This is a genomic window from Cohnella hongkongensis (assembly GCF_042654645.1).
GTDB classification, from domain to species: domain Bacteria; phylum Bacillota; class Bacilli; order Paenibacillales; family Paenibacillaceae; genus Cohnella; species Cohnella hongkongensis.
In genome coordinates this window covers 101,699-126,590 of sequence record NZ_JBHSEP010000009.1, presented here as the reverse complement: position 1 = coordinate 126,590, position 24,892 = coordinate 101,699, and the positions used below count along the sequence as shown (strand labels likewise).

General features: G+C 59.9%; 23 protein-coding genes and 1 other RNA gene. 3 read left to right on the top strand and 21 right to left on the bottom strand.

Features of this window, described 5'->3' with window-relative positions; translation table 11 throughout:
• Positions 1-330: 330 nt before the first annotated feature.
• Both ACFO3S_RS14140 and ACFO3S_RS14135 read left to right on the top strand, forming a co-directional pair.
• Positions 331-954 (top strand): ANTAR domain-containing response regulator, encoded by a 624-nt coding sequence (locus ACFO3S_RS14140; protein WP_378097082.1) that lies wholly within the window; start codon positions 331-333, stop codon positions 952-954.
• Positions 951-1,973, top strand: a complete 1,023-nt coding sequence (locus tag ACFO3S_RS14135) for an anthranilate phosphoribosyltransferase (RefSeq protein WP_378097079.1) — start codon at positions 951-953, stop codon at positions 1,971-1,973. Before ACFO3S_RS14140 ends, ACFO3S_RS14135 begins: the two co-directional genes overlap by 4 nt.
• A gap of 50 nt (positions 1,974-2,023) precedes the next feature.
• Here the strand turns inward: ACFO3S_RS14135 and ACFO3S_RS14130 are convergent, their stop codons facing one another.
• The 11 genes from ACFO3S_RS14130 to ACFO3S_RS14080 all read right to left on the bottom strand — a co-directional run bounded on the left by ACFO3S_RS14130 (position 2,024) and on the right by ACFO3S_RS14080 (position 11,506).
• Positions 2,024-3,163 carry an LCP family protein gene (locus ACFO3S_RS14130; protein WP_378097076.1) on the bottom strand — a complete coding sequence of 380 codons (1,140 nt, stop codon included), beginning with the start codon at positions 3,161-3,163 and terminating at the stop codon, positions 2,024-2,026.
• Positions 3,160-3,468 (bottom strand): hypothetical protein, encoded by a 309-nt coding sequence (locus tag ACFO3S_RS14125; protein ID WP_378097284.1) that lies wholly within the window; start codon positions 3,466-3,468, stop codon positions 3,160-3,162. The genes ACFO3S_RS14130 and ACFO3S_RS14125 overlap by 4 nt, the downstream gene beginning before the upstream one ends.
• A 66-nt stretch (positions 3,469-3,534) precedes the next feature.
• Positions 3,535-3,837: a YlaH-like family protein gene (locus tag ACFO3S_RS14120; protein ID WP_378097073.1), complete on the bottom strand. Its 303-nt coding sequence runs from the start codon at positions 3,835-3,837 to the stop codon at positions 3,535-3,537.
• A gap of 30 nt (positions 3,838-3,867) precedes the next feature.
• Complete coding sequence (gene typA, locus ACFO3S_RS14115; protein ID WP_378097070.1) at positions 3,868-5,709, bottom strand: translational GTPase TypA; 1,842 nt, start codon at positions 5,707-5,709, stop codon at positions 3,868-3,870.
• A 239-nt stretch (positions 5,710-5,948) separates the two neighbouring features.
• Positions 5,949-6,362, bottom strand: coding sequence for a hypothetical protein (locus tag ACFO3S_RS14110; RefSeq protein WP_378097067.1), 414 nt, complete (start codon positions 6,360-6,362; stop codon positions 5,949-5,951).
• 214 nt (positions 6,363-6,576) lie between these two features.
• Entirely contained in the window at positions 6,577-7,251 is a 675-nt protein-coding gene (locus ACFO3S_RS14105; protein WP_378097065.1) for a TerC family protein, read from the bottom strand.
• Between the two features lie 163 nt (positions 7,252-7,414).
• On the bottom strand, positions 7,415-8,638 hold the full coding sequence (gene thiI / locus ACFO3S_RS14100) for a tRNA uracil 4-sulfurtransferase ThiI (RefSeq protein WP_378097062.1): 1,224 nt from the start codon (positions 8,636-8,638) through the stop codon (positions 7,415-7,417).
• Positions 8,635-9,816 (bottom strand): cysteine desulfurase family protein, encoded by a 1,182-nt coding sequence (locus ACFO3S_RS14095; RefSeq protein WP_378097059.1) that lies wholly within the window; start codon positions 9,814-9,816, stop codon positions 8,635-8,637. The genes thiI and ACFO3S_RS14095 overlap by 4 nt, the downstream gene beginning before the upstream one ends.
• A 118-nt stretch (positions 9,817-9,934) precedes the next feature.
• Complete coding sequence (locus ACFO3S_RS14090; RefSeq protein WP_378097056.1) at positions 9,935-10,606, bottom strand: lytic transglycosylase domain-containing protein; 672 nt, start codon at positions 10,604-10,606, stop codon at positions 9,935-9,937.
• A gap of 111 nt (positions 10,607-10,717) precedes the next feature.
• Positions 10,718-10,924 (bottom strand): DUF1540 domain-containing protein, encoded by a 207-nt coding sequence (locus ACFO3S_RS14085; RefSeq protein ID WP_378097054.1) that lies wholly within the window; start codon positions 10,922-10,924, stop codon positions 10,718-10,720.
• A gap of 81 nt (positions 10,925-11,005) precedes the next feature.
• Positions 11,006-11,506, bottom strand: a complete 501-nt coding sequence (locus ACFO3S_RS14080; protein WP_378097051.1) for a YpuI family protein — start codon at positions 11,504-11,506, stop codon at positions 11,006-11,008.
• Between the two features lie 230 nt (positions 11,507-11,736).
• Here ACFO3S_RS14080 and ACFO3S_RS14075 point away from each other — a divergent pair, with 230 nt between their 5' ends.
• Entirely contained in the window at positions 11,737-13,626 is a 1,890-nt protein-coding gene (locus tag ACFO3S_RS14075; RefSeq protein WP_378097048.1) for a S8 family peptidase, read from the top strand.
• Positions 13,627-13,800: 174 nt separating this feature from the next.
• On the opposite strand, the gene rnpB is transcribed toward ACFO3S_RS14075, so the two are convergent.
• From rnpB to glyQ, 10 genes are all read right to left on the bottom strand, one after another.
• Positions 13,801-14,213, bottom strand: an RNA gene (gene rnpB, locus ACFO3S_RS14070) — RNase P RNA component class A.
• Positions 14,214-14,383: 170 nt separating this feature from the next.
• Complete coding sequence (locus tag ACFO3S_RS14065; RefSeq protein WP_378097045.1) at positions 14,384-15,499, bottom strand: Nif3-like dinuclear metal center hexameric protein; 1,116 nt, start codon at positions 15,497-15,499, stop codon at positions 14,384-14,386.
• Positions 15,466-16,275, bottom strand: a complete 810-nt coding sequence (locus ACFO3S_RS14060) for a tRNA (adenine(22)-N(1))-methyltransferase (RefSeq protein ID WP_378097042.1) — start codon at positions 16,273-16,275, stop codon at positions 15,466-15,468. The genes ACFO3S_RS14065 and ACFO3S_RS14060 overlap by 34 nt, the downstream gene beginning before the upstream one ends.
• Before the next feature lie 3 nt (positions 16,276-16,278).
• Positions 16,279-17,112, bottom strand: a complete 834-nt coding sequence (locus ACFO3S_RS14055) for a hypothetical protein (protein ID WP_378097039.1) — start codon at positions 17,110-17,112, stop codon at positions 16,279-16,281.
• Between the two features lie 77 nt (positions 17,113-17,189).
• The gene (rpoD, locus tag ACFO3S_RS14050; RefSeq protein WP_378097036.1) at positions 17,190-18,317 is read right to left on the bottom strand and encodes an RNA polymerase sigma factor RpoD; all 1,128 of its coding nucleotides are present in this window, start codon (positions 18,315-18,317) and stop codon (positions 17,190-17,192) included.
• A gap of 32 nt (positions 18,318-18,349) precedes the next feature.
• Positions 18,350-20,176 carry a DNA primase gene (gene dnaG, locus ACFO3S_RS14045; protein WP_378097033.1) on the bottom strand — a complete coding sequence of 609 codons (1,827 nt, stop codon included), beginning with the start codon at positions 20,174-20,176 and terminating at the stop codon, positions 18,350-18,352.
• 35 nt (positions 20,177-20,211) lie between these two features.
• Positions 20,212-20,682, bottom strand: a complete 471-nt coding sequence (locus ACFO3S_RS14040; RefSeq protein WP_378097030.1) for a YaiI/YqxD family protein — start codon at positions 20,680-20,682, stop codon at positions 20,212-20,214.
• 289 nt (positions 20,683-20,971) lie between these two features.
• On the bottom strand, positions 20,972-21,778 hold the full coding sequence (locus ACFO3S_RS14035; RefSeq protein ID WP_378097027.1) for a pyruvate, water dikinase regulatory protein: 807 nt from the start codon (positions 21,776-21,778) through the stop codon (positions 20,972-20,974).
• A gap of 27 nt (positions 21,779-21,805) precedes the next feature.
• Complete coding sequence (glyS, locus tag ACFO3S_RS14030; protein WP_378097024.1) at positions 21,806-23,887, bottom strand: glycine--tRNA ligase subunit beta; 2,082 nt, start codon at positions 23,885-23,887, stop codon at positions 21,806-21,808.
• Positions 23,880-24,767, bottom strand: coding sequence for a glycine--tRNA ligase subunit alpha (glyQ, locus tag ACFO3S_RS14025; protein ID WP_378097021.1), 888 nt, complete (start codon positions 24,765-24,767; stop codon positions 23,880-23,882). The genes glyS and glyQ overlap by 8 nt, the downstream gene beginning before the upstream one ends.
• Positions 24,768-24,892: the final 125 nt, after the last annotated feature.

Here is a 24,892-nt window from a genome sequence, read left to right as displayed (position 1 = left end):
GTCGGAGGCGATCCATCTAAGGATAGCGAATTTGACCCTTTCTGAATCACTTAAAAAGCCCGCCTTCGCGCTTCGCGGATCAGTCATTCCGCGAATTCCGAATAGCAGGCTCCATTGCCGCTTGAGCGAGTACCTCGTTGTACTCCTCGTTATAAAAATGAATAGGTTGATGGTCTAACTATACAATATCGGTCGATCTCACGTCAATATACCTAACATAAATTTATTATTGTGAACGATAGACAGCAGAGCCCTCGTTATGTTATAAAATTTACGTGAGATTACATGACATATTGATTGGATCCACAGAAATGAGGGGGGGGTCGACATATGCGTTCCTTGTTGGTAATTCACGACCGCGCTCCGGCGGCAGAGAGGCCGCTTGCCCCTTCTGCTCAGGCACGCCCCGAATCGACGCTTCGCTCGCACGGCTATTTCGTATTCGGAACCTCCTCCAAGGACCAGGCCGCTCACCTCATCCGGGACGCGGATGCCGCGATTATGCAGCTTCCGATCCATTCGATCCACGCATGGGGCGACCGCCTGCTTCAGTTCAAAGCCTTGCCGCTGCTCTGGTGGTGCGACGAAGAAGCCGCGGCCCAATCTCTGGAAGCTTGCGAGGACGACATTCCGATCGACGGCCTGCTGACGCCCTCCATGACCGGCTCGGAAATTCATTGGGCTCTTCACATCGGGGCGAAGCAATTTATGGAGCGAAGGCAGTGGCTGAGCGAGAGAGAGCAGCTGCTCGGCCGTATCGAAGAGAGAAAATGGATCGATATCGCCAAAAAAATTTTATGCGAAATCAAAAACGTAACCGAATCCGAAGCCTACGATATTTTGCGCAAACAAGCGATGAACGAGCGCAAAAGAATGGTGGACGTCGCCACTTCGATCGTCAAGGTGCATCAGCTGCTGCAAGAAAACAAAGAGAGAGGGACGAGGCGGAGATGATCGCATGGTTAAAGGAAGTCGGCAGAGGCAAGCGGGGAGCCCGCGATTTGACCTATGAAGAAAGCCTGCAAGCGGCGGAGGAAATTATGAGCCTGCGGGCGACCCCCGCTCAGATCGGCGCGTTCCTCATGGCCGAGCGGATCAAAATGGAGAGCGTCGAGGAGCTGAATGCGTTCGTCGACGCGTGCAGACAAGCCGCCTGGCGGGAGACGCCGCTCGAGGAAGGAATCGACTGCGCGGGCCCTTACGACGGCCGCAAAAAGTCGTTTTACGCCTCCTTCGCATGCGCGTTCGTTCTCGCCGCTGCGGGACTGCCGGTCACTTTGCACGGCGCGGGCTCTCTCCCGCCCAAATGGGGAATCACGCTGCACGATCTGTTGGGCGAGCTCGGCATTCGTCCGGACGAACTGCCTCGCGAGACGATCGTAGCGGCGGCGAAGAGGACGGGTCTTCTGTACGCGCCGGCGGAGCGGTGGTGCCCGCCGCTCGGCCGGCTTCGCCCGATCCGCGAGCAGCTCGGCATGAGAACGGCGCTGAATACGGCGGAGAAGCTGATCGACTACGGCCGCTCTCCCTATCTCGTATTCGGCGTCTATCACAACACCGTCTTCGATCGCCTCTCCCGCCTGATGACTGCGCTGGAATACCGCAAAGCGCTGATCGTGCAGGGCGCCGAAGGCTCGGAGGACCTGTTCGTCGACCGGCCTACGCGCACTTATATCGTAGAGCGGGGCAGCGCCAGCTTGAACGTCGTCAGCCCCGAATCGTGGGGACTCGACACGCCCGTTCCGGACGTCGAGTGGACGGCCGCTTCGCAGATTGGAGCGACCGAAGCCGTTCTTCGCGGAGAAGGCCACCTGGCGTTCATGAACCAGGTGCTGCTGAACGCGGCGTACCGCCTTCATCTCGCGAACCGGGTCGGCTCCGTCGAGGAAGGGCTCTATACCGCCAAATCGATCCTCGAGCAAGGCAGGGCGCGGGACACTTACGAACGGTGGCGGGCGCTGCTCCAGCCGTAAAAAAATACGAATGGCGCCGCAGGGAGCGTTCCCTGGCGGCGCCATTCGCGCTATGGCTCTCCGGCGGCTGATTCGGCCGATCCGCTCGCTCCGGCCGCAGCGGCTCCCCCGCGTCCTTCAGGATGGAGCTCCTCCTCCAACGCCTTTTTCGCTTCCGCGAACCTGTCGTCGTCCAAGATCACGTACGGACTTTTCCAGGTGCCCGTCAGCGGAATAAAGCGAATATCGGAACGATTGATGCCGAAGTACGTCGTAATGATGTTCTCGATCTGCGATGCCGGAATGTCGGTTCGCAGGTTGTTGCCGACCGCGTTCAGCAGACCGTCGACCTTCGTGACGCTGCCGAGAGACTTCATCTTGTCGGCGATCGCGCCGAGCACCTGATTTTGCCGCTCGTTGCGCTGAAAGTCGCTCGATTCCGCCGTCGGCTTGAAGCCTTTGTTGGAATTGGACTGCCGATAGCGAACGAAGCCCAGCGCCTGCTCCCCGTTCAGCTCCTGTTCGCCCTTCACCAGATTAATATCGGTGCCGTCGACGGAATCCATATACCTCATATCCTGATCCACGGTCACCTGAATGCCGCCGAGGGCGTCCACAACGTCGACGAACCCCTGGAAGTCGATCACAGCGGTGTAATCGACCGGAATTCCGAAGAACCGGGACAGCAGCAGCCGGGTTTCGTCCTGCGCATATCCGGCAAGCTTCTCCTTCTCCAGCTTCTCCGTATTTTTCCCGTACATGTAGAAAGCGGCGTAATACCCGTTGGCCTTATGCCTCTTATACCCGTCCACCTTCAAATCGCTGTCCCGCGGAATCGAGACGATCGTCGCCGTTTTCGTCCGGGGATTAAAGGCGGCCACCATCATCACGTCCGTATTCATGCTGCCGGTCGCGCTGCGGGTGTCGAGCCCGAGCAGCACGAACGAGATCGGCTTGACCTGCGCCCGCTCCTCCTTCGGGATCGCGGCGGCGACGCCGGTGCCGTCGTTCGGCTTGGCGATTTTGGCCAGATTCGGCTTATAGGAGCCGAAATACAAATACGCCACGTATCCCGCCAGCAGAACGATGATCAGACCGAGCGACAGAAACAGGAGCCTGCCCCAGCGGAGTTTTCTTCCCGGCTTTTTCGAGGCTTTAGGAGCGGAGCCGCGTCTGCTTGAACGCGACGGAAGCGGTGTATGCTGGCTCAATCCTGATCCTCCTCATCCTCTGGATTGAATTCCGGTCCGCAGCCGGAGGACCCGCCGAACATCTCCCGATTCAGTTGCTCCACGGCTTCGCGGTCGAACCAGACCGTGCGCGAAGCGCCGCCTTCCTCCGCGACATAAGTTATGTATACTTTGTGTTCGTCCGTCGAGCCGACATCGAACGACGTCAATCGATGGTCCTCCGACAAAATTTGCGTGAAAAAGGCAAGCGTCTCCCTGGCCGCTTCGTCGTCGGGTCGTTCGGAGACGATCCATTTCATCTGCAGCCAATAAAATAAAGCATCCATCAGAGACACGGCAGGCTTCCTCCTCTTCTCTGCAGCATCCGGACAGTCGGCGGCGCCGGCGGCGGGTTAACCGGCCGGCGGCGCCTCGCCGTCCTTGTTCTTCCGATGAGCCTTGCGCTTGTCGTAAAGCTGGCGAAGCCTCAGCAGCAGCATCATAGCCACCGCGACGCCCATGCACTGGATGATCGGAAGCTTGTCCAGCTGCAGCAGCAGCAGCACGAGGCAGCCGAGCGCCAGAACGATATGCACGACAATCTCCTTCAGAATCGGGAGTCTCCCGACTCTGAAGACGGAATTGAAAATGTAAATCGTACAGGCGACAATCAAAATGTAGGAAATGATCGGGTGATCGTGAAACCACTGTTGCATGGAAATCCCCCTTTCGTGCGTGGCGGGCGATTAGACGCCCGACTCGGCCATGCGGCGATGCTTCTCCGCTCTGTCGCGCTCGCTCTTGTTCAGCAGCTTCTTGCGAAGACGGATGCTCTTCGGGGTAATCTCGCACAGCTCGTCGTCGTTCAGGTATTCGAGCGCTTCCTCGAGCGACATCAGGCGAGGCGACTTCAGCTTAACCGTCTCTTCCTTGTTGGCGGTGCGAATGTTGTTCAGCGCCTTCTCCTTGCAGATGTTGACGATAATATCGTTATCGCGGGTATGCTCGCCTACGATCATGCCCTCGTACACGTCTTCTCCCGGCTCCAGGAACAGTATGCCGCGATCCTCGACCGACAGCATGCCGTACATCGTCGATTTCCCCGTCTCGCTGGCGATCAGAACGCCCTGATGCCTTCCGCCGACCTGGCCGCCGACGACCGGTCCGTAGCTGTCGAAGGCATGGTTCATGACGCCGTAGCCGCGCGTAAGCGTCAGGAAGTTCGTCCGGTAACCGATCAGCCCGCGAGCGGGAATGAGAAACTCCAGACGCACCTGGCCGTTGCCGTTGTTAATCATGTTGACCATCTCCGCCTTGCGCGTTCCAAGGCTTTCCATAACCGCTCCCATGCTTTCTTCGGGCACGTCGATCAGCAGTCGCTCGATCGGCTCGCTCTTCACGCCGTCGATCACCTTCAAAATAACCTCCGGCTTGGACACCTGCAGCTCGAATCCTTCGCGGCGCATGTTCTCGATCAGAATGCCGAGATGGAGCTCGCCGCGTCCGCTGACGATGAACGCGTCCGGGCTGTCCGTCTCCTCGACCCGCAAGCTGACGTCGGTCTCGATCTCCTTGAACAGCCGCTCGCGCAGCTTGCGGGAAGTGACCCACTTGCCTTCGCGTCCTACGAACGGGCTGTTATTGACGAGAAACGTCATCTGCAGCGTAGGCTCGTCGATGGACAGCACCGGCAAAGGCTCGGGATGCCCCGGATCGGCGATCGTCTCGCCGATGTTAATCTCCTTCAAGCCGGCGATCGCCACGATATCTCCGGCGGCCGCCTCCTCCACCTCGATCCGCTTGAGACCCTGGAAGCCGAACAGCTTCTCGATGCGAGCCTGCTTGACGGCGCCTTCGCGATCGATGACGGCCACCGCCTGGCCTTGCCGGATATGGCCGCGATTCACGCGCCCGATGGCGATACGGCCCAAATATTCATTGTAATCGAGCAATGTGACGAGAAACTGGAGCGGATCGTCCGGATTTTCCTTCGGAGATGGAATATGCTTCAGAATCATTTCGTACAGCGGCTCCATCGTTTCCTTCAGATCGTCCGGGGAATAGCCGGCGATGCCGTTCAGCCCCGAAGCGTACACGACCGGGAAATCCAGCTGCTCGTCGGAAGCTTCCAGCTCAATGAACAGCTCCAGCACTTCGTCGACGACTTCGGCGGGGCGGGCGGCCGGACGGTCGATCTTGTTCAGCACGACGACCGGGGTCAAGCCTTGCTGCAGCGCCTTGCGAAGCACGAACTTCGTCTGCGGCATGCAGCCCTCGAACGCGTCGACCACCAGCAGCACGCCGTCGACCATTTTCATGATTCGCTCGACCTCGCCTCCGAAATCGGCGTGTCCCGGCGTATCGACGATGTTGATCAGCGTATCCTTGTAGTTGACCGCCGTGTTCTTGGCCAGAATCGTAATCCCGCGCTCCCGCTCAAGATCGTTGGAATCCATGGCGCGCTCCTGCAGCTGCTCGTTGTCGCGAAACGTGCCCGACTGTCGCAGCAGCTGGTCTACCAAAGTCGTTTTGCCATGATCGACGTGGGCGATAATGGCGATGTTGCGAATTTTGTCTCTCGAATGCATACTTCCACTCCTTGTAGTCTCTGTTAGCGCTCCATGATCTGCAAGCGGATCAACCGCCCGTTAAGGTGCTTCTATTTCACAAAACAAAACGCCGACACGAGGCCGACGTTAATCACCATCACCGGTACGATCGACACAGCGCGCATGAGAATGCCGCTGGTCCTCATCCCTTATATTATACGCTACGTTCGCCGAAAAGCCAATCCATTTCTATCCACTCCGGCAGCTCCAAAGCCTCTTCACCAAATCTTCGGTCTGCGGATGACGAGCCATGCGCCGACGCCGATCAAAGCGATCGCAATCAAATAGATGCCCCACGTCCACAGCAGCGTCATGAGGAAGAACAGCAAAGACAGGCCGGCGATGCCGATGGAAGCGAGCCACAGCTGTCTGGAACGGTCGAATCCGAAAATGTAATACTCGTAAAGTCCGACGGCGATCGCGAACGGAAACAGCGGCCAAAGGTATTTCAGCAGCCCCCATCCGAACCAATTGCCGATCAGCAGCACGATAGAGACGACGGTGAGGATGCCGGCCGGAATAAGCGCGATCGACGGAACGATTCGGCCGAAATAGAGCACATGAAGCAGCACGCCCGGGATCAGCACGAACAAAGGCCAGAACACCGCGCCGATAAACGCGAATACACCCAATTTTCCTAGAAGAATGATTAATCCAACAGCTAAAACTCCAACTCCGACGGCTGCGGACTGTCTGTTCACGATCGCTCCCCCACTTCATTTCTCTGTAGCTCACGTTCCGGTAACGAAGCGTGACAGCTTTTCCTTTAGTTTAATGGAAGTCGGGGCAAAAAACCAGTTGATGAAAGCAAAATTTTCCCTAAAGATTCCCCTGCCGAAGGCGCGGCTAATGGGATTGCCGGCTGCGTCTGCGCATCAGCAGGACGACGACGAGCAGCGCGGCGACCGCCAGCAGAGGCACGAGCTTGTCGGAGTCGGCGGGAAGCAGGTGCCTGTACGGCTCCCAGGCGGGATCGCCCATCGCCATCTCCGCCGCAGTGTATCCCAGCAGGCCTCCTCCCAGATAAAGCAAGCCGGGCAGTCTGTCCAACAGGCGCATAATAAACGAGCTCCCCCAAATAATAATCGGGATGCTCATGACGATGCCGATAATCAGCAGCGCCGTATCTCCGTCGGCGACCGCCGCTACGGCCAGCACGTTGTCCAGACTCATGACGAAATCGGCCACGACGATCGTCCATACGGCGCCGGCCAGCGTATTGGCCGCCTGCGTGTCGGCCGACTTGTCCTTATGGTCCATAAGCAGTTGGTAGGCGATCACCAGCAGCAGCGCAGCGCCTGCCGACTGCAAATAAGGAATGTGGAGCAGCGCGATCGCCCCGAGCGTCAGCACGCAGCGGAGCACGACCGCTGCCGCCGCTCCCCACCAGACGGCCCGCCTTCTCTGGTTAGGCGGCAGCCGGCGTCCGGCCATAGCGATGACGATCGCATTGTCGCCGCTGAGCAGCATATTGATCATCACGATTTTCAGAAATACGAGTACGGATTCCATCATTCCCATTCGGCACTCCCCCTCTAACCAGATTTATGTACAAGCCGAGGGGGTTATGAGCTGTAAATTTTTTGAATCCTTGGCGGGGCCGGAAGCGGCGGATTCCGAGCCGGCAGCGCCGTCACGACGGGCCAAAGCCGCGAATCGCATGTTGCGACTCGCGGCTTTGGCGTTAAAACCAGGCGTCCTCGGGACGCTCCGAAGCGTCGTCCCCGGAAGGCCCGTCCTTCAAGACGACGACTTCCGTTCCTCGCACGGCTTCATCGATCAGCCGCTCGAGCTCGCCGCCCATCATCGCTTCGGCCCTCTCCACGATCTTCAGGTTCGGATTAATGGCCGGAGATTTCGGCACGAACAGCGTGCAGCAATCTTCGTAAGGCAGAATGGACGTCTCGTACGTGCCGATCCGCTCGGCGTAGCCGATAATATCCTGCTTGTCCATCATCACCAGCGGACGCAGAAGCGGGAGAGCCGCGGAGCGGCCGATGACGTTCATGCTGCCCAGCGTCTGGCTGGCCACCTGTCCGAGACTGTCTCCGGTGACGATCGCCAGCGCTCCGTTCTGCTCGGCTAGCTTCTCGGCGATCCTCAGCATGCTTCTTCTCATCAGCGTAATGATCAGATTGTCGTGACCGGACTGCGCCAGCTTCGTCTGAAGCTCCGTGAACGGCACGAGGTGGAGCCGGATCTTGCCGCCGTAGTAGGCCAACCTCTTCGCCAAGGCGACGACCTTGTCCTTCGCCTGCTCGCTCGTATAAGGATAGCTGTGAAAATGAACCGCCTCCACCTTCAGCCCCTTGCGCATCGCCATCCAGCCGGCTACCGGGCTGTCGATGCCTCCGGACAGCAGCAGCATCGCTTTGCCGTTCATGCCCAGAGGGAAGCCGCCCGCTCCCTTGACGACCTCGCAGTAAATATAAGCCAGCTCCTTCTGAATATCGATCTTCAGCTCGACGTCCGGATGATGGACGTCGACCTTCAAATCCGGCGTATTCCGCAGCACGTGCGACCCGACCAGATGGTTCATCTCGGGAGAGCTGTGCGGGTACGACTTCCAGCCGCGATTGACCGACACCTTGAACGTCCTCGGCCTTGCGCTCAGCCGGCGAATCAATTGAAGCGAATGCTCGCGAATGGCTTCCAGCTCCAGCTCCGAGCCGATGACCGGACTGAAGCTCATAATGCCGAAAATGTCCTTAAGCCTCTCCGCGACCCGCTCGTAGCTCTCTCCGTTCAGCCGAATGTAAACCCGGGCGTAGCTTCTGACGAATTCCAGCTTTTCGAACGATTTTAACGCTGTCCGGATTTGCGTCAACAGCATCGTCTCAAAACGATTGCGGTTGCGCCCTTTAATGACAATCTCCCCAAATCGGACCAGCACCAGCTCGTATTTCATATTTTCGTCCTCTCCAGCAGCTTTAAGCCGGCCACGACCGAACGCAGCTTTGCGCCAAGTATTTCGATATCCTCCGGCCGGTGCTCGTCCCCGAAGCTGATCCGGACGCTTCCGGAGGAGCGGTCCGCATCGTGGCCCATTGCCAGCAGCACGCGGCTCGGCTTTAAGCTTTTGGAGGAGCAAGCCGACTGGGTCGAGACGTAGATGCCTTCCTGCTCCAGCATATGAATTATCACTTCCGGACGCATTCCCGGATAGGACAGATTGATGACATGCGGAGAGGTTTCCCGCTCCATTCGCTCATCGGCCGCCGCCGTTCCGTTGACGACCAATTCGGGAATATCCGAGACGATCTCCAGCAGCCGTCTTCTCATGGCGTACATCGCCGAGCGTCTCGCCTCCGTTTTTTCCGTCGTCAGTCTGAGCGCCTGGGACATCGCGACGATAGCCGGAACGTTAAGCGTGCCCGAGCGCATGCCGTTCTCCTGACGACCGCCGCTAAGCAGCGGAGACAGCTCAACTCCTTCTCTGACCAGCAAAAAGCCGACGCCCTTGGGCCCGCCGAACTTGTGAGCCGAACCCGTATACAGGTCGACGCCCGAGCCGTTCCAATCGAACGGCACTTTGCCGATCGCCTGCACGCCGTCGACATGAAAGCGAACATGCCCATGTGAGCGGACGACGCGGCCGATTTCTTCGATCGGCTGAATCGTTCCCGTCTCGTTGTTGACGTGCATGACGCTGACGAGCACCGTCTCCTTGCGAATCGACGCTGCGACGTCCCCCGGGTCGACCCGGCCGGCGGAATCGACGGGAACGACGGTCAGATCGACCGCTCCGCCGGCTTCCAGCTGCTTGGCGCACTCGTATACCGATGCGTGCTCCACCGCTGAGACGATCAGATGCTTGGCCGATCGGGCCGTCTTGTCGACCAGCCCCTTGATCGCCAGGTTGTTGCTCTCCGTCCCGCCCGAGGTGAACACCACCTCCTGCGGCTTGGCGCCCATCCTGTCGGCCACGCCCGCGCGGGCTCTCTCCACCAGCTTCATCGCTTCCGTTCCGGATTGATGCAGGGACGCCGGGTTCGCGTAATGCAGCCTCATCAGCTCGCTCATCGTGTCGATCACCCTCTGCGGCATCGGGGAGGATGCGCAGTGATCGTAATAATAGGTGTTCATAGCCTTTTCTCCGTTCCGGGAAAATAAAAAGACGGGCCCGGCCGCAGCCGTCCCGTCCCGATCCATGAAGTGCCGGCGTCAGCCATTCCGCATGCGCAGTCCGTCCGGCCTGCGGAGACTAAGCGCTCCACTGAACGGTCGCGTTCAGCACCTTGCGAATATAGCCTTGCGTCTCGGACGGGAGCAGATGAAGATTGGCTTCGACATCCCGGTCGGTCTTCAAGCCCAGCCGGTCGACTCGTCCCGGTCCCGCATTGTAGGCGGCCAGCGCCGTAGCGACATTGCCCTCGTACTTCCTCAGCAAGTACGACAGAAAGCGGGTGCCGCCGTCGATGTTCTGAGCGGGGTCGAAGGAATCCGTTACGCCGAGTCCGCGCGCGGTGTCGTCCATTAACTGCATCAGTCCCTTGGCTCCGGCCGAGGAGACCGCATTCGGATTAAAGGAGGATTCCGATTGAATGACTCCCTTGATCAAGGCGGGATTTACGCCGTATCTTTCTCCGGCGGCGGCGATGAGATCGTCGAAGGCGGAAGCTCCCCCGGCGCCGGCGAGCGCTCCCCCCCAATGGACCGGGTAGGCGGACAACCCGCCCATCGGATTCATGACGGACGTCTCGGAAACGCCGGACGCCGCCGAGCTTGCCGAATACTGGCTGAGCAGCATGTCGAACAGACCCGTATAGTTCTCCGGCGCGCCGCTGGCGGATTTGCCGGAGAACGGATTCGCTTCCGTTATCCATTGCGTGAGCAGCAGTTGCTTGAGCAGGCGAGGATCCGTCGTTATGTTCAAGTCGATTAGCTCCCCATTGTCAGATTGTAATCGGATGATTTCATTGTACAACAATCCCGGGAGTACGACCAGTCCCGACCGATCTCGCCTGCCGCTGCTCCGGATCTGTTTTTACGATTTGGGCTCGAACGTCAGGCAGCAGGTGACCGAAGAAGTCTTCGCCTGGTCTTGATGGTCTTCGAATTCGGCGGCGAATTCCTCATCCCAGTGCCGGCGAGCGTGGGCGTCCACCTCGATCTGGATTTCGCCGGCTCCGCAGGCGTTGCCTTCCTTCCAGAACGTGCAGTTGCTTACGCTGCAAGCTACGTCTTTCGGCATTATTGATCACCCCCCTGTCCTAGTGTTCGCCCGCGCGGGCGGGGTATACGGACAGAGGGGCGGAGGTTGCAGCCAGTTTTGCTATTTGGATTGTCCTTGCATCCGGCGATGCGTCAAATAATCGCTCTCGTAATAGGACAGATCGTCGCGCAGCTCTTCGTAGATGCGGGAGATCGACAAAATGATGTCGCGGGCGGCGCGAACCGGCTTCATCCGGAAACGGATCGCATCCTGCCCCGTATAGGCGTACCTTCCGTCTTCCGAGTAGCATTCGTTCTTCGGATAGAAGAACGAATTGACACCGTTATGATAAACCTCGTACAGGGCGCGTTCGGCCAGGTCGGTGTCGAGGTTCGGCCTTCTGAGCACGGCGCCGAGCTTCTCATAGGCCACTTCGGAGAAGACGAGAAGGTGGCGCAAATCCGACAGCAGGCCGGAATAAAACGCGACGCTGTCGGCGTCGTCCTTCTCGGCCAGCTGCTCGAGGGAATGATGATTCAAAAATTGCTCGATCGGATCGATAGCCGCTTTTAGTTTCTCTCGGCTGGATTCGGCAAGCGCCTTAAGGTTGGTGGATGGCATGGATAGATAGATCCCCTTTCCATTTGTGCGAAAAGCGTATCGTTATGGGAGCGGTTGGGTCTCAAGTTAAATAGTCCCGCTTGTCAGGTGCGAAACTTTCATTATCGTACCATAAAACGGCGGCAAAAGGTACTGTCGGGGAGAAAAAGTTGCCGTATATTTTGGCCTTCCTCCCTTCATCCTAACAAGCATAATCGGCTCCCCAACGGAGCGCAAAGGAGAGGTGCGTCATGCGCCGCAACGCCTGGCTCGGCATCCTGCTCGGCATCGTCGTCGTCCTTATCGCGATTCCGCTGCTGCCTTCATCGGTTCAACGTCCAAACCGCGACGCCGCTCCGCCCCGTCAGGAGTCGGCCGGATGGAAACCGTCCGCCAAACGGGAAGCGAATTATAAGCTGCAAACGATGAAAAACGACATCCAAGCGACCGAGCGGCTGTCGCGGGCGCAGGTGATCAGAGACGTTCGCGCGCTGCTGCGGAAGGGCCCCCCGTCGAACGAAGCGTTGCGCGCCTTTCTTCAAGCCCACCCCGAAATTCTGTACGCCGAATGGAACGGCCGCAGCAGCAAGCTCAGCGCGGGCAAGCCGAACCCCGCCCTGCTGCGCGAAGCGCAGCCCCGCTTGGCGAAGGCCCGATCGGCCGCCCGCAGGACGGCCAGCTACGCGACGCCGATCTTCCAGGCGGGCGGGAAAAGCTGCTTCGCGCTGGCGGAGCGGGCGGGCGGCGGCGGGAGCGGCGCCGTCGTCGCGCTCGTATCCGCGGACGTCGTTCAAGCGGTCGAGCGCCATCAACGGCGGAATCTGCGGCTCGTGCCTTACCCCCCGGAAGGCCGATACCGCATCGAATCCGCCGTGCCGGGAACCAATGCCGACACGACCGTCCGCAGCGGGGAAGACAACGGCAGCGCGAGCCACTATTCCGTCGACGAAGTCGTCGTCAAGTTCCGCAAGCCGTTGTCGGAGAAGCAGCTGCTTCAGCTGCGCAAGGAGCTCGACCTGACCTTCGTGAAGCAGACGAAAGACATCTACGTGTTTCGTTCGCGAAAGCGGGACACCGGCGAACTGAAGGCTTATTTCAAGAGCAAGTGGGACCCGGTATACGTCGAGCCTCATTATCTCTATTTGACCAACGGCAGAGCCTCCCTGCTCTCCGCCAATAGGCAGGCGGAGGAAGGAGGCGAGGAGCCGCTGATTCCTAACGACACGCTGTACTCGGAGTATCAGTGGAACTTGCCGGAAATCGAGACGGAGACGGGGTGGAAGGTGACGAGGGGCAGTCCGGACGTCATTGTCGCCGTGCTGGACACCGGCGTTCAATCCGACCATCCCGACCTGCAGGGGCGTCTTGTTCGAGGCGTCAACATCGTCGATCCATCCAGCGACCCCGAAGACGACGTCGGACACGGCACTCACGTGGCCGGCATCATCGCGGCGGAAGTCAACAACAACGAAGGCGTCGCCGGCATGACCTGGTACACGAAGATCATGCCGGTCAAGGTGCTGGACAGCACCGGCGCCGGGTCTACTTATTCCGTCGCCGAAGGCATCATCTGGGCGACCGACAACGGCGCACACGTCATTAACATGAGCCTGGGCAATTACGCTCAGGCGGAATTTCTGCACGACGCCATCAAGTACGCCCACGAGCGCGGGGTCGTGCTCGTCGCCGCGAGCGGCAACGACAATACCGATCAGCCCGGCTACCCGGCCGCTTATCCGGAGGTGATCGCCGTCGCGGCCACCGACCCGGACGAGAGGAGGGCGGAATATTCCAATTACGGCGATTATATCGACGTCGCGGCTCCCGGCACGTCCATTCCGAGCACGTACCCCGGGAGCCGCTATGCCGCCCTGTCCGGCACTTCCATGGCTTCTCCGCACGCCGCCGCCCTGGTGTCGCTGGTTCGGGCGGCCAACCCGGGCCTGAGCAACGTGGAGGTGGCGGATCTGATCCGCAGCACGGCGAAAGATTTGGGCCAGGCCGGCAAGGACGTCGAATACGGCTACGGCCAGATCGACGTCATGTCGGCGCTGCAATCCGCTCAAGGCCCGCAATCGTCGCTGCAGCTTTTCCCTTCCTGGATTCGCCGGGAGCTGGAGCGCATGAGCGGCCAGAGATGAACCGGGCGCTTGCAAGCATAATCGGCATGCGCCGTCCTTGAAATCGGGCGGGATCACGCTGATGCCGGAGGGGATTCGGATCGGGACCGCGAATGATATACTTGCTGAATAACAAGAAAAAGGTGATCCGGGATTATCGTCCTGGATCACCTTTTGTTAATATTTCGTCTTTAGCCGGAAAGCTTGCCGTAAGCCGGGTTCTGTACTTCTCGTGGTCAGAGCGGACCGCCCAAGGCGATCCTCCCACGAATTGAAGCGACAATCATCTTTCTAGGCCGCACATTGCTGTACGGCTCAAGCGACCAACCCGAACGCACCCCGGGCAAGGGCTGGAGCGCGAAGCTCCCGCGTTCTCCTCGGTCTTGCTCCAGATGGGGTTTACCAGGGACAAAGTCGCCAGTGTCCCTCGTGGTCTCTTACACCACGGTTCCATCCTTGCCTGATCTGCCTAAGCAGCCATCGGCGGTCCATTTCTGTGGCACTATCCTTCAGCTCGCGCTGACTGGACGTTATCCAGCATCCTGCCCTATGGAGCCCGGACTTTCCTCTCGCGGCCCGAAGCCGCCAGCGATTGTCTGTCAAGCTTTCCGGTTTGTAACGACTAGTATATCGCGAATTGCTCTCCGTGACAACGGCAATGAATGGCGATCGTTCCAGCCGCCTCCCGGCAAGCCGCTGCGGCCGCACCGCCGTCCGGCTCCGGCAGGCTCGGCACCCGAGCTCCGGCGCCGCTTGGCGACGCGGAGAAGGCGCTCCCTTACCGCAGCCGGAACGGCTCCGTGTCCACCTGGGAGGCCAGCACTTCGGTGGCGTAGCCCTTCTCCTTCAGCCTCTCGGACAGCCACGCCGCGACGTTCGGCTTCATAATCTTCTCCGCATGGTGTCCCGGATCGACGACGGCGATGCCCGCCGCCAGCGCGTCCTGCGCGGAATGGAAGTCGACGTCTCCCGTCACGAGCACGTCGGCCCCGGCGAATATCGCGTGGCGAATGTACCTGGCTCCCGAGCCGCCCAGCACGGCCGCCTTGCGAATCGGCTTCGCGCCGTCTCCGACGACGCGGACGAACGGCACGTCCAGCGCCCGCTTCACGCGCTCGGCGAATTGGTCCAGCGTTTCCGGCTCGGCCAGCCTGCCGACTCTCCCGAGTCCGAAGGATCGGCCCTTCAGATCGATGCTGTACAGATCGTAGGCGACCTCCTCGTAAGGATGGGCCTTCAGCATCGCGGACACGACCTGTTTCCGGACGCTGTACGGCACGACCGTCTCCAGCCGGATTTCCTTCGCCTCCGTCAGCCGTCCCCGCTTGCCGATGAACGGATCGGTTCCTTCCCCGGCCAGGAACGTGCCGGTCCCTTCGATATTGAAGCTGCAATGGCTGTAACGGCCAATCCCGCCTCCGCCGGCGGCGAAGATGGCGCTGCGCACCTGCTCGTGATGCGACTCCGGCACGAAGACGACCAGCTTGTACAGCCGGTCCGTATGGACCTCCTCCAGCACGTCCCGCCCGTTCAGCTCCAGCGCATCCGCCATCCAATCGTTGATGCCGCCCTCCGCCGTGTCCAGATTCGTATGGGACACGTACACCGCGATCTCGCTGCGCAGCAGCTCTGCCGCCAGCGCCCCCGCAGGCGTGTCCGTGCGCAGATGGGCCAGCGGACGATAGATTACCGCATGGTGGGCGATTATAAGCTCGGCGCCGACCTCGACGGCTTCGCGCACCACCTCGGGCGTCACGTCCAACGTCACGAGCACGCGCTTCACTTCCTTCGCGGCCGTGCCGACCTGCAGACCAATTTTATCGTCCGGCACCGCGTAATGCTTCGGCGCCAGCTTCTCCATCAGTTGAACGATCGTTTCCCCCCGGGCAAACATGCCAGCACCTCCCTGATTTCCTTGACATCCTCTTCCCATTCCCGCGCCTTCTCGGCCGCTTCCGGGGCGGCCGAATGCTTCAGCTGCAGGATGACCCGCTCCCGCTTGGCGATTTCCTGCTCCCATTTGCGGTGAAAATCGCCGCTCGGACTTCTCAGCAGCAGCGGGCCCATCTCGTACAGAAGCGAGCGGGGCATCCGTTCGATCGCCGGAGCCAGAAGCCGCTCGTCGTACAGACGGGCATCGAGCTCCCGCGCCTTTTCCGGAGAACGCTCGTACGTCGCTCTTAGCAGCGTATAGATCACGCCGTCTTCCTCCAGCAGCAGCTCGTCGTCGAGCACGTAGCGGTGCTCCGACAGCCAGCGTCTCACGGCATCCTCGGCTACGTGGGGGGAGAGGACAAGCGTTTCGACCCCGTTCAGCCTCTCTCCGGCCTGTTCGAGTATGCGAACCATCAGGCTGCCGCCCATGCCCGCGATCGCGACCGTATCGACCTCTCCGGGCCGCAGGACGCTCATTCCGTCGCCCAGGCGCACGTCGACGACCGTCTCCAGCCCCGCTTGGGCCACCTGCCGCCGCGCGGCGTTCACCGGGCCCGCATGGATATCGCCGGCCACGGCATATTCGATTGTTCCTTCAAGCGCCAAATAAACCGGAAGCAGCGCATGATCCGTCCCGATATCGGCGAGCCGGGCCCCCGGAGAGACCCGCTCCGCCAATGCCGTCAGACGGCGCGACAGCTTCGGCGCCGCTCCCGTCTCTTTCCTGTCCGTCATCTGTTAAGCAACCCATTCCATCCATTGTTTTCGCAGGCGGAACATCCCGATGCCCGCGATCAGAATTTTAATTAAAATTTCCGTCTGAATCCACTCCGGGCGAACCCCGTACAGAGCCGAATACACTTCCGGCATAAACCAGAGAACAAGAGCCGTCGCGAACAGAGCCGTTCCCGCGGAGGCGATCCGCACGTGAAGAAACCAGCTCAGCCAACAGAACAACAGCGCCGCCGGCAGCCAGAAGATTTGCACCTCGAACACGGACGAAGCCGGCGCGTGCTCGGCCAGCAGCAAAGCGTACAGGGAGATAGCCGACAGCCAGCCGAGCCATTGCGGCAGCGCCAGCCGCAGCCATAAGCCGCCGCCGATCCAGACGACGGCAAGCAGCGCAAGCAGCCACAGCAGCCCGGAGCCCTCCCATCCCCACTGCAAGCCGACGATCGTCAGCCCGGCGCCGAATAGAAATGCCATGCCCGCCCCGAGCAGCGCATAGCCTCGTGTCGGCCGGCTTTCCCGCTGCCGGACGCCGGCGTAGACGAGCCCCCCGGTAACGAAAGCGGCAATCGCTATTTGCAATACCAGAGGAAACACGCTAAAATGAAGAACAACGAAACAAATCAAGGCAAAAATGCCAAAAGCAAGAAACCACTGCCTGCCGGAAGCATGGCCGATCTTCTTCAGGACGGCGCTGGCGAAGCTTTTCGGACGATCATCCAAATCTTCCAGATATATATTTTGCAGAAAGTCGCAATACTGCTCCGGCAACAGCTTGCTGCGGCGCCAAGATTCGATTTCCTTCACGATGAGGTTGCGTTTTTCTTCCTCATTAGCGGCCATGCCGGTGTGCCTCCTCATACCTTTTGAACAAAAAGACCTTCAACCATAACGGCCAAGGTCTCTGCATCCATTTCGACTTATTCCAGAAAATCCTTTAATCTCTTGCTGCGGCTGGGATGACGCAGCTTGCGCAGCGCCTTGGCCTCGATCTGGCGAATCCGCTCGCGCGTGACGCCGAACACCTTCCCGACCTCTTCGAGCGTGCGCGTGCGTCCGTCGTCCAGCCCGAACCGCAGGCGCAGCACGTTCTCTTCTCTCTCGGTCAGCGTGTCCAGCACGTCCTCCAGCTGCTCCTTCAGCAGCTCGTAGGCGGCGGCGTCGGCCGGAGCAAGCGCCTCCTGGTCTTCGATAAAATCGCCCAGATGAGAGTCGTCCTCTTCGCCGATCGGCGTCTCCAGGGAGACCGGCTCCTGCGCGATTTTCATAATTTCCCGGACTTTATCGACGCTGAGCTCCATCTGCTCGGCAATTTCCTCCGGCGTCGGCTCGCGGCCCAATTCCTGAAGCAACTGACGGGATACCCGGATCAGCTTATTGATCGTCTCCACCATATGAACCGGAATCCGGATCGTTCTCGCCTGGTCGGCGATGGCCCGGGTAATCGCCTGCCGGATCCACCAGGTCGCATAGGTGCTGAACTTGAAGCCTTTGTCGTAATCGAACTTCTCGACGGCTTTGAGCAGCCCCATATTGCCCTCTTGAATCAGGTCCAGGAACAGCATTCCCCGTCCGACGTAGCGTTTGGCGATGCTGACGACAAGACGCAGGTTGGCTTCGGCCAGCCTTTTCTTCGCTTCCTCGCCGTCCGGACCGCCGATCTCGATCTTCTTCGCGAGCTCGACCTCGTCGTCCGCGCCGAGCAGCGGCACGCGGCCGATCTCCTTCAGATACATTCGCACCGGATCGTTGATCTTAATGCCCGGAGGCAGGCTCAGATCGTCGTCGAAGTTGAATTCGTCGCGCTCGTCTTCGTCGCCTGCATGGCGTCCCATATCGTCGTGGTCGTTGGAAACCTCAATGCCGATATCCGCCAGCTGTTCGAAAAACTCGTCGATTTGCTCGGGGTCCTGATCGAACGGAGAAAGCTTCTCCATGATGTCTTTATAGGTCAAGGAAGATTTTTTCTTGCCTTGTTCGATGAGTTGAGCTTTGACCTGTTCCAGTGTCGATTCCGTTTCCAGTCCGGTGTGTTGATCGTTTGCCATAACCGACTCCCTCCTCCCCGGATCGCTGCGCTTTACGACATCTTGCGCTGCTTCTCCAGGGCGATAATCTCTATACCCAATTGTAATACCCGCGCTTGATCGCCTTCCCGCGTCGCGCGCTTCAGTTCCTCGGTCAGGCGCTCATACTCCCTCTCTAGCGAGGCTCGACCGATCGTTCGGATGCAATCCTCCAGCTCCCGTTCGCCGTACGGGACGTCTATCATGGCGATTACGCTGGCCATTCGCTCCAGGCGGTCGTCCTGCAAAGTCGCGACAAACCGGCCAACGTCAGGATCGTTGTTCTGGGCGTAAAATGAATATAAATAAGCAGCCAAGGCCGCATGATCCTCCACGTGAAATCGGTCTCCCAGCTTCTGCTCGACGAGGAGAGCCGTATCTTTGTCCTGCATCATCCAGGAAAGCAGTTGGCGCTCCGCGTTCACGTGCGCGGCTCCTAGCGGCGGAGTTTTGGATGCGACATGATTTCCATTCCATACATTATTCCACGATCCGCCAGGAATATCCCTTGCGCTTTCCATTTTCTCCCGCTGTCTGTACTCGAGACATTCCTGCTTCAGCGTATCGAGGGCGACGCCGAATTCCTGGGCCAACTCCTTCAGCAGAAGCTCCCGCTCCATCGGGGAATCCCTTCTGGCCACGACTCGGACGGCGTCGCGCAAATACCGAATCCTTCCATCTTCTTCTAGGAGTATATGGGATTTCCTCAAATATATAAGCTGAAATTTGACTGCCGAAACCGCTCCCTCGACGATTTCCCTGACGAACGCTTCAGCGCCGTAGGACGAGATGTATTCGTCCGGGTCCATCCGGTTCGGAAGCAGGCAGACGCGCACCCGGAACCCGGCCTCCTCCAGCAGCGGGACGCTCTTGTGAGCGGCCGCTTGTCCGGCATCGTCGCCGTCGTAGCAGAGGACGGCCTCTTGGGCGAAGCGCCGAAGCACGGCCGCATGCTCGGCCGTTAACGCCGTTCCCATCGTGGCGACTCCGTTGCGGACTCCGGCGGACCAGGCTTTAATAACGTCCATATAGCCTTCGAACAGAACGACCTGCCCCGACTTGCGGATGGCCGATCTCGCTTCGTGAAGCCGGTACAGCGTGCGGCTTTTGCTGAACAGCGGCGTCTCGGGAGAGTTCAGATACTTCGGCTGACCGTCCGACAGCAGCCGGCCCGCGAACGCGATCGTCTGCCCTTTCGCATCGTGAATAGGGAACATGATGCGATCCCGAAAACGGTCCACGTAGCCTTCGCCTTCTTGACGCTTCGACAGCAAGCCCCCGGCTTCCATCTCGGGCAGCGGATAGTTTTTGCGCTCCAGCGCCTGGGCCAGCGTATCCCATCTGGGCGGAGCGTAGCCGATTCCGAACTGCTCGATCAGGCCGTCGCCGAGCCCGCGCTGCTGCAGATAGGCTTTGGCCGCCTTGGCGACCTCCAGGTTTTGCAGCAGATAATGATACAGCTTCGCGCTGTAGTCGTGGGCTTCCTGCAGAAGCCGCTTCTCCTTCTGAACGGGAGAGGCCTCTTCCGCGGAATAGCTTGTCCAGGTGACGGGAATGCCGACATCCTCGGCCAGCTGCTTGACGGCCTCGGGAAACGTTTCTCCCTCCATCTCCATGACGAACTTGATCACGTTGCCGCCCTTCCCGCAGCCGTAGCAATAGAAAATCTGCTTTTCCGGCGTCACCGTGAAGGAAGGCGTCTTCTCGGAATGAAAGGGGCACAGCCCCTTCAAATACTTGCCGTTTCTGGTCAAGTGAACGTATTTGCCCACCGTCTCGGAAATTTCGTGACGGCGCAGCACCTCGTCAATAACCTCTTGAGGGATCATTCCGTTGCTCATGGAACCACCTGATTTCTAGCACATAATACAATTCGCTATAGGTCGGGAATCTCCTGCATCCCCCTCAGCAGAGCTGTCAGATTTTGTTGAAACCGGACGCGATCTTCGTCTGTAAACGAGCGCGGGCCCTTCGTGCGCACCCCTCCGCGCCGCAGCCGGGCCGAGAAATGACGCTGCTCCAGCAGCCCTTCGATATCGGACTCCCGGATCCGCTTGCCTCTCGGCGTCAATACGGCCGAGCCTCTGGCCAGTCCCAGTGCGGCCAAGCCGTAATCGCCGGTGACGAGAATGCCGCCTCGCTTCAGGGCGTTCGCGATATACAGATCCGCGGCCTGGTCTTCGGCGTCGACCGTCACGACTTCGACGGACGGCTCCGGCTTCAGCACGTGGGCATGGCTCGAGACGAGCAGCGCGGTTGCGCCGCACTGCCTGACCGCCGCAGCGATCTCGGCTTTGACGGGACAGGCGTCGCCGTCCACCACCACCCGACGGGGCGGGACAATCATCGACATCACCACGCGGTTAAGGCAAAGTTTGCCGTAATATTATATACGCTAACGGGAATCAAAATCCTGCAAAGCCCCAGCATTTTTTATCCCTCCGGAATCTTCCAGATCCGGACTTCCCCGGGGAACGTAGAGAAGACGCGCCTCATAAAGCCGCCCCTTCTCTTATATACGAATAAACGAGCGCCTTGGTGGCAGATTCGACCTTTTTTCCTAAACTTCGACTAATCGGCAAAAGAGAACCTCGCGGTTCTCTTCGCTGCGGAAAGCTGGGTATCCGGACGCGGCGTTACCGTTGAAAATGCTCGAGAATGATGCTCGCCGTTTCCTCCACCGCCTTGTTGGAGACGTCGATCACGATGCATCCGATCTTGTCCATCACCTGACGGGCATGGTCCAATTCCTTCAGGATGCGCTCGGAGGTTGCGTACGGCGCGGAATCCGGAAGCCCGATCGCCTTGAGCCTCTCCTTGCGAATCGCGTTCAGGGAATCCGGATGGATCGTCAGCCCGATCACCTTCTTGGGGGAAACGAGATACAGCTCCTTGGGCGGGACCAGCTCCGGAATGAGCGGAACGTTCGCCACCTTGAACGTTTTGTGCGCCAGCACCATCGAGAGAGGCGTCTTGGAGGTCCGGGAGACGCCGACGAGCACGATGTCCGCCTTTAGGATGCCGGATACGTCGCGGGCGTCGTCGTAACGAACGGCGAACTCCACTGCCTCCACCTTGCGGAAGTAGCCCTCGTCCAGCACGTGGTTAAGCCCCGGCTCGTGTCTGGATTCGTGTCCGAGCGCCCTTTCCAGATGATCGATGAGCGGGCCGAGCAGATCGATCGCCGTCACTTTCATTCGAACGGACTGCTCGACCATGTGGTCTCTCAAATAAGGAATGACTAGCGTGTACAGCACAATGCTCTTGTCCGATTGGGCCGTCTCCAGAACCGAGTCGATGCCTTCTTTCGACTGGACGAAGGCGGCCCTTCGGATGTTCACGGACAGCGGATGGAACTGGGCCGCCGCCGCTCGCACCGCCAGCTCGCCCGTATCTCCCGCCGAGTCGGACACCACATGAACGGTAACGTTCCTTTGGGGCACGGAACCCGCTCCCTTCATCGATAGTCGTTAACCCGCCAATTTGGAGAAATCGGCGAACTGCTTCACGTCGTCGGCGACGAGCGCAAGAATGGCGAGCCGGTTGCGCCGCAGCGCCTCGTCTTCGGCCATCACCATGACCGCTTCGAAAAAAGCCGTAACCGGCTCGCTCAGCGAGGACAGAGCGGCCAGCGCCTCGCTCATGTCCGCCTCCGCCGCCGCGTTCAAGTACCGGCTGTGGGCTTGCTGCCAGGCATCGAACAGCTTGCCCTCGGCTTCGTCCGCGAACAGCTGGACGTCCACCTGTTTGGAATCGGCTTTGGCCGCCAGATTGCAGACGCGGTTGAACGCCTCTACCGCCGGACGGAATTCCGCCTTCGCCTCGTCGGACGCAGCTTCATGCAGCGCGCTCGCCCGGCGGACGGTGCGGCGCACGTCACCGGCTCCGGCGCCCAGCACCGCGTCGACGACGTCGTAACGGATCGCCTGCTCGGACAGCACGTTTTTCACGCGAAGCATGAAAAACTCCCGCATATCCTTGGCGACGTCGAAAGCGTCGCGCTTCAAGCCTCTCTCGGCATGAACGTCCAGCGCGATCCGGAACAATTCGTCCAGCGTGATTTCCAGTTCGTGCGCCAGCAGCGTATTCACGATGCCGGCCGCCTGACGGCGCAGCGCGTACGGGTCCTGCGAGCCGGTCGGCACAATGCCGATAGAGAAGCAGCCGGCGATCGTGTCAAGCTTGTCGGCGATGCCGACAATCGCGCCGACGAGCGATGCGGGCGGCTTGTCGCCCGCGTGCCGCGGAGCGTAATGCTCGTTGATCGCCCGGGCGACGCTCTCCCGCTCTCCCACCAGACGGGCGTAATCCTCGCCCATAATGCCTTGCAGCTCGGGAAACTCGTACACCATTTGGGAGACGAGGTCGAATTTGCAGATGTCCGCCGTTCGGCCGATGTCCGCGACGGCGGACGGCTCGAGTCTCAAATGAGCGGCGATCCGGTCGGAGACGGCGCGCACGCGGCGAACCTTCTCCGCGATCGTGCCAAGCTCTTCATGATAGACGATGTTTTCCAGCTTGGCGAGCGCGTCGGCAATCGCCAGCTTCTTGTCTTCTTCATAGAAAAATTGGGCGTCGGACAGCCGCGCTCTAAGCACCTTCTCGTTGCCCTTGGCCACAAGCTCGATCGACGTCCGGTCGCCGTTGCGAACGGTAACGAAGTGCGGAAGCAGGCGTCCTTCGCCGTCGAATACGGGGAAGTACCGCTGATGCTCGCGCATCGACGTAATCAGCACTTCCTGCGGAATGTCGAGGAAGGACGACTCGAAAGAGCCGGACAGGACCGAAGGCGTCTCGACGAGGAACAGCACCTCCTCCAGCAAATCCTCCTGAACCCCGATCACCCAGCCGCGCTCGGCGGCCAGCCTTTCGATCCCCTCCACAATCGCCTGGCGGCGCTCCTCGACGTCCACGATGACGTGTTCAGCGCGCAAAACGTCCGCATAGGAGGCGGGTTGATCGAGAATCGCTTCCTTGCCGAGGAAGCGGTGTCCCCTCGTCGAATTGCCCGCAGACACGCCGGCGATCTCAAACGGGACGACGCTGCTTCCGTGCAGGGCGACGAGCCAGCGGATCGGACGCACGTACCGAAGCTCGTGGCTGCCCCATCTCATATTTTTCGGGAACGTAAGCGAAGCGACCAGCGCCGGAAGCGCTTCGGGAAGCAGGGCAGCGGTCTCTGCGCCGAGACGGCTCTTGGTGGCGTAAACGTACTCCACGCCGCCGACTTCCCGGAAGAACAGAGCGTCCGGTTCGACGCCCTGGCTTCTTGCGAAGCCAAGAGCCGGCTTGCTCCAAGCGCCGCTATCGTCGCAGGCGATTTTGCGGGACGGCCCCTTCACGTCCTCGATCACGTCCTCCTGCTTGTCGGCCAGGCCGGCCACACGGACAGCCAGCCGGCGCGGCGTCGCGTAGGCTTTCACTTCATCATAGGCGAGACGGCTGTCGGACAGCCACTTCTCCGTTTTCTCCCGGAGCTGATCCATCGCCGCCCGCACGAAGCGGGCAGGCACTTCCTCCATTCCGATCTCCAGCAGCAGATCCTTAGCCATGGTTCGCCGCTCCTTTCTTCAGCAGCGGGAATTCGAGACGCTCCCGCTCTTGCAAGTACGTGGCCGCGACCTGGCGGGCCAAGTTCCGGACTCTCGTAATGTAGCCGGTTCGCTCGGTCACGCTGATCGCCCCGCGGGCGTCCAGCAGGTTAAACGCGTGCGAGCATTTCAAAATATAATCGTAAGCCGGGAATACGAGATGCTCCTCCATCGCCCGCTTCGCTTCGGTCTCGTAAGTGGAGAACAGCTGGAACAGCATCGCGGCGTCGGAAACTTCGAACGTATATTTGGAATGCTCGTATTCGGGCTGCTTGAACACGTCTCCGTAAGTGACGCCGTCCACCCATTCCAGCTCGAACACGTTCTCTTTGTTCTGAATATAGGAAGCGAGCCGCTCCATTCCGTACGTAATCTCGACGGCGACCGGGTGGCAGTCGATGCCGCCCACTTGCTGGAAATACGTAAATTGAGTGACCTCCATTCCGTCCAGCCACACCTCCCAGCCGAGCCCCCACGCGCCGAGCGTCGGAGCCTCCCAGTTGTCCTCGACGAACCGGATATCGTGGTGCAGCGGGTCGATGCCGAGTCTTTTCAGACTATCCAAGTACAGCTCTTGAATATGGTCTGGAGACGGCTTCATAATAACTTGAAACTGGTGATGCTGGTACAGCCGGTTCGGGTTTTCCCCGTATCGGCCGTCGGCCGGCCGTCTGGACGGCTCGACGTATGCGACGTTCCACGGCTCCGGCCCGATCGAGCGCAGGAAGGTCATCGGGTTCATCGTCCCCGCGCCCTTCTCCGTGTCGTACGGTTGCACGACGATACAGTTTTGCTCCGCCCAGAACTGCTGCAGCGTAAGCGTCATTTGCTGAAAATTCATCCTAGTTCGCTCCTTTTTCGCCGATCTGTAAGAACGAGTCGGACACCGGGACCCCCCGCGCGAAGCGCGCAAAAAAACTCCGGTCCCACGTCCGCCACGGCAGACATAGGGACGGGAGCTTGCCA

Excerpts from the sequence above, each read along its gene's own strand:
- ACFO3S_RS14140 (WP_378097082.1), top strand. The coding sequence starts at position 331 with ATGCGTTCCTTGTTGGTAATTCACGACCGCGCTCCGGCGGCAGAGAGG.
- ACFO3S_RS14135 (WP_378097079.1), top strand. The coding sequence starts at position 951 with ATGATCGCATGGTTAAAGGAAGTCGGCAGAGGCAAGCGGGGAGCCCGC.
- ACFO3S_RS14125 (WP_378097284.1), bottom strand. The coding sequence starts at position 3,468 with ATGGATGCTTTATTTTATTGGCTGCAGATGAAATGGATCGTCTCCGAA.
- ACFO3S_RS14120 (WP_378097073.1), bottom strand. The coding sequence starts at position 3,837 with ATGCAACAGTGGTTTCACGATCACCCGATCATTTCCTACATTTTGATT.
- typA (WP_378097070.1), bottom strand. The coding sequence starts at position 5,709 with ATGCATTCGAGAGACAAAATTCGCAACATCGCCATTATCGCCCACGTC.
- ACFO3S_RS14105 (WP_378097065.1), bottom strand. The coding sequence starts at position 7,251 with ATGGGAATGATGGAATCCGTACTCGTATTTCTGAAAATCGTGATGATC.
- thiI (WP_378097062.1), bottom strand. The coding sequence starts at position 8,638 with ATGAAATACGAGCTGGTGCTGGTCCGATTTGGGGAGATTGTCATTAAA.
- ACFO3S_RS14095 (WP_378097059.1), bottom strand. The coding sequence starts at position 9,816 with ATGAACACCTATTATTACGATCACTGCGCATCCTCCCCGATGCCGCAG.
- ACFO3S_RS14085 (WP_378097054.1), bottom strand. The coding sequence starts at position 10,924 with ATGCCGAAAGACGTAGCTTGCAGCGTAAGCAACTGCACGTTCTGGAAG.
- ACFO3S_RS14080 (WP_378097051.1), bottom strand. The coding sequence starts at position 11,506 with ATGCCATCCACCAACCTTAAGGCGCTTGCCGAATCCAGCCGAGAGAAA.
- ACFO3S_RS14075 (WP_378097048.1), top strand. The coding sequence starts at position 11,737 with ATGCGCCGCAACGCCTGGCTCGGCATCCTGCTCGGCATCGTCGTCGTC.
- ACFO3S_RS14065 (WP_378097045.1), bottom strand. The coding sequence starts at position 15,499 with ATGTTTGCCCGGGGGGAAACGATCGTTCAACTGATGGAGAAGCTGGCG.
- ACFO3S_RS14060 (WP_378097042.1), bottom strand. The coding sequence starts at position 16,275 with ATGACGGACAGGAAAGAGACGGGAGCGGCGCCGAAGCTGTCGCGCCGT.
- ACFO3S_RS14055 (WP_378097039.1), bottom strand. The coding sequence starts at position 17,112 with ATGGCCGCTAATGAGGAAGAAAAACGCAACCTCATCGTGAAGGAAATC.
- rpoD (WP_378097036.1), bottom strand. The coding sequence starts at position 18,317 with ATGGCAAACGATCAACACACCGGACTGGAAACGGAATCGACACTGGAA.
- dnaG (WP_378097033.1), bottom strand. The coding sequence starts at position 20,176 with ATGAGCAACGGAATGATCCCTCAAGAGGTTATTGACGAGGTGCTGCGC.
- ACFO3S_RS14040 (WP_378097030.1), bottom strand. The coding sequence starts at position 20,682 with ATGATTGTCCCGCCCCGTCGGGTGGTGGTGGACGGCGACGCCTGTCCC.
- glyS (WP_378097024.1), bottom strand. The coding sequence starts at position 23,887 with ATGGCTAAGGATCTGCTGCTGGAGATCGGAATGGAGGAAGTGCCTGCC.
- glyQ (WP_378097021.1), bottom strand. The coding sequence starts at position 24,767 with ATGAATTTTCAGCAAATGACGCTTACGCTGCAGCAGTTCTGGGCGGAG.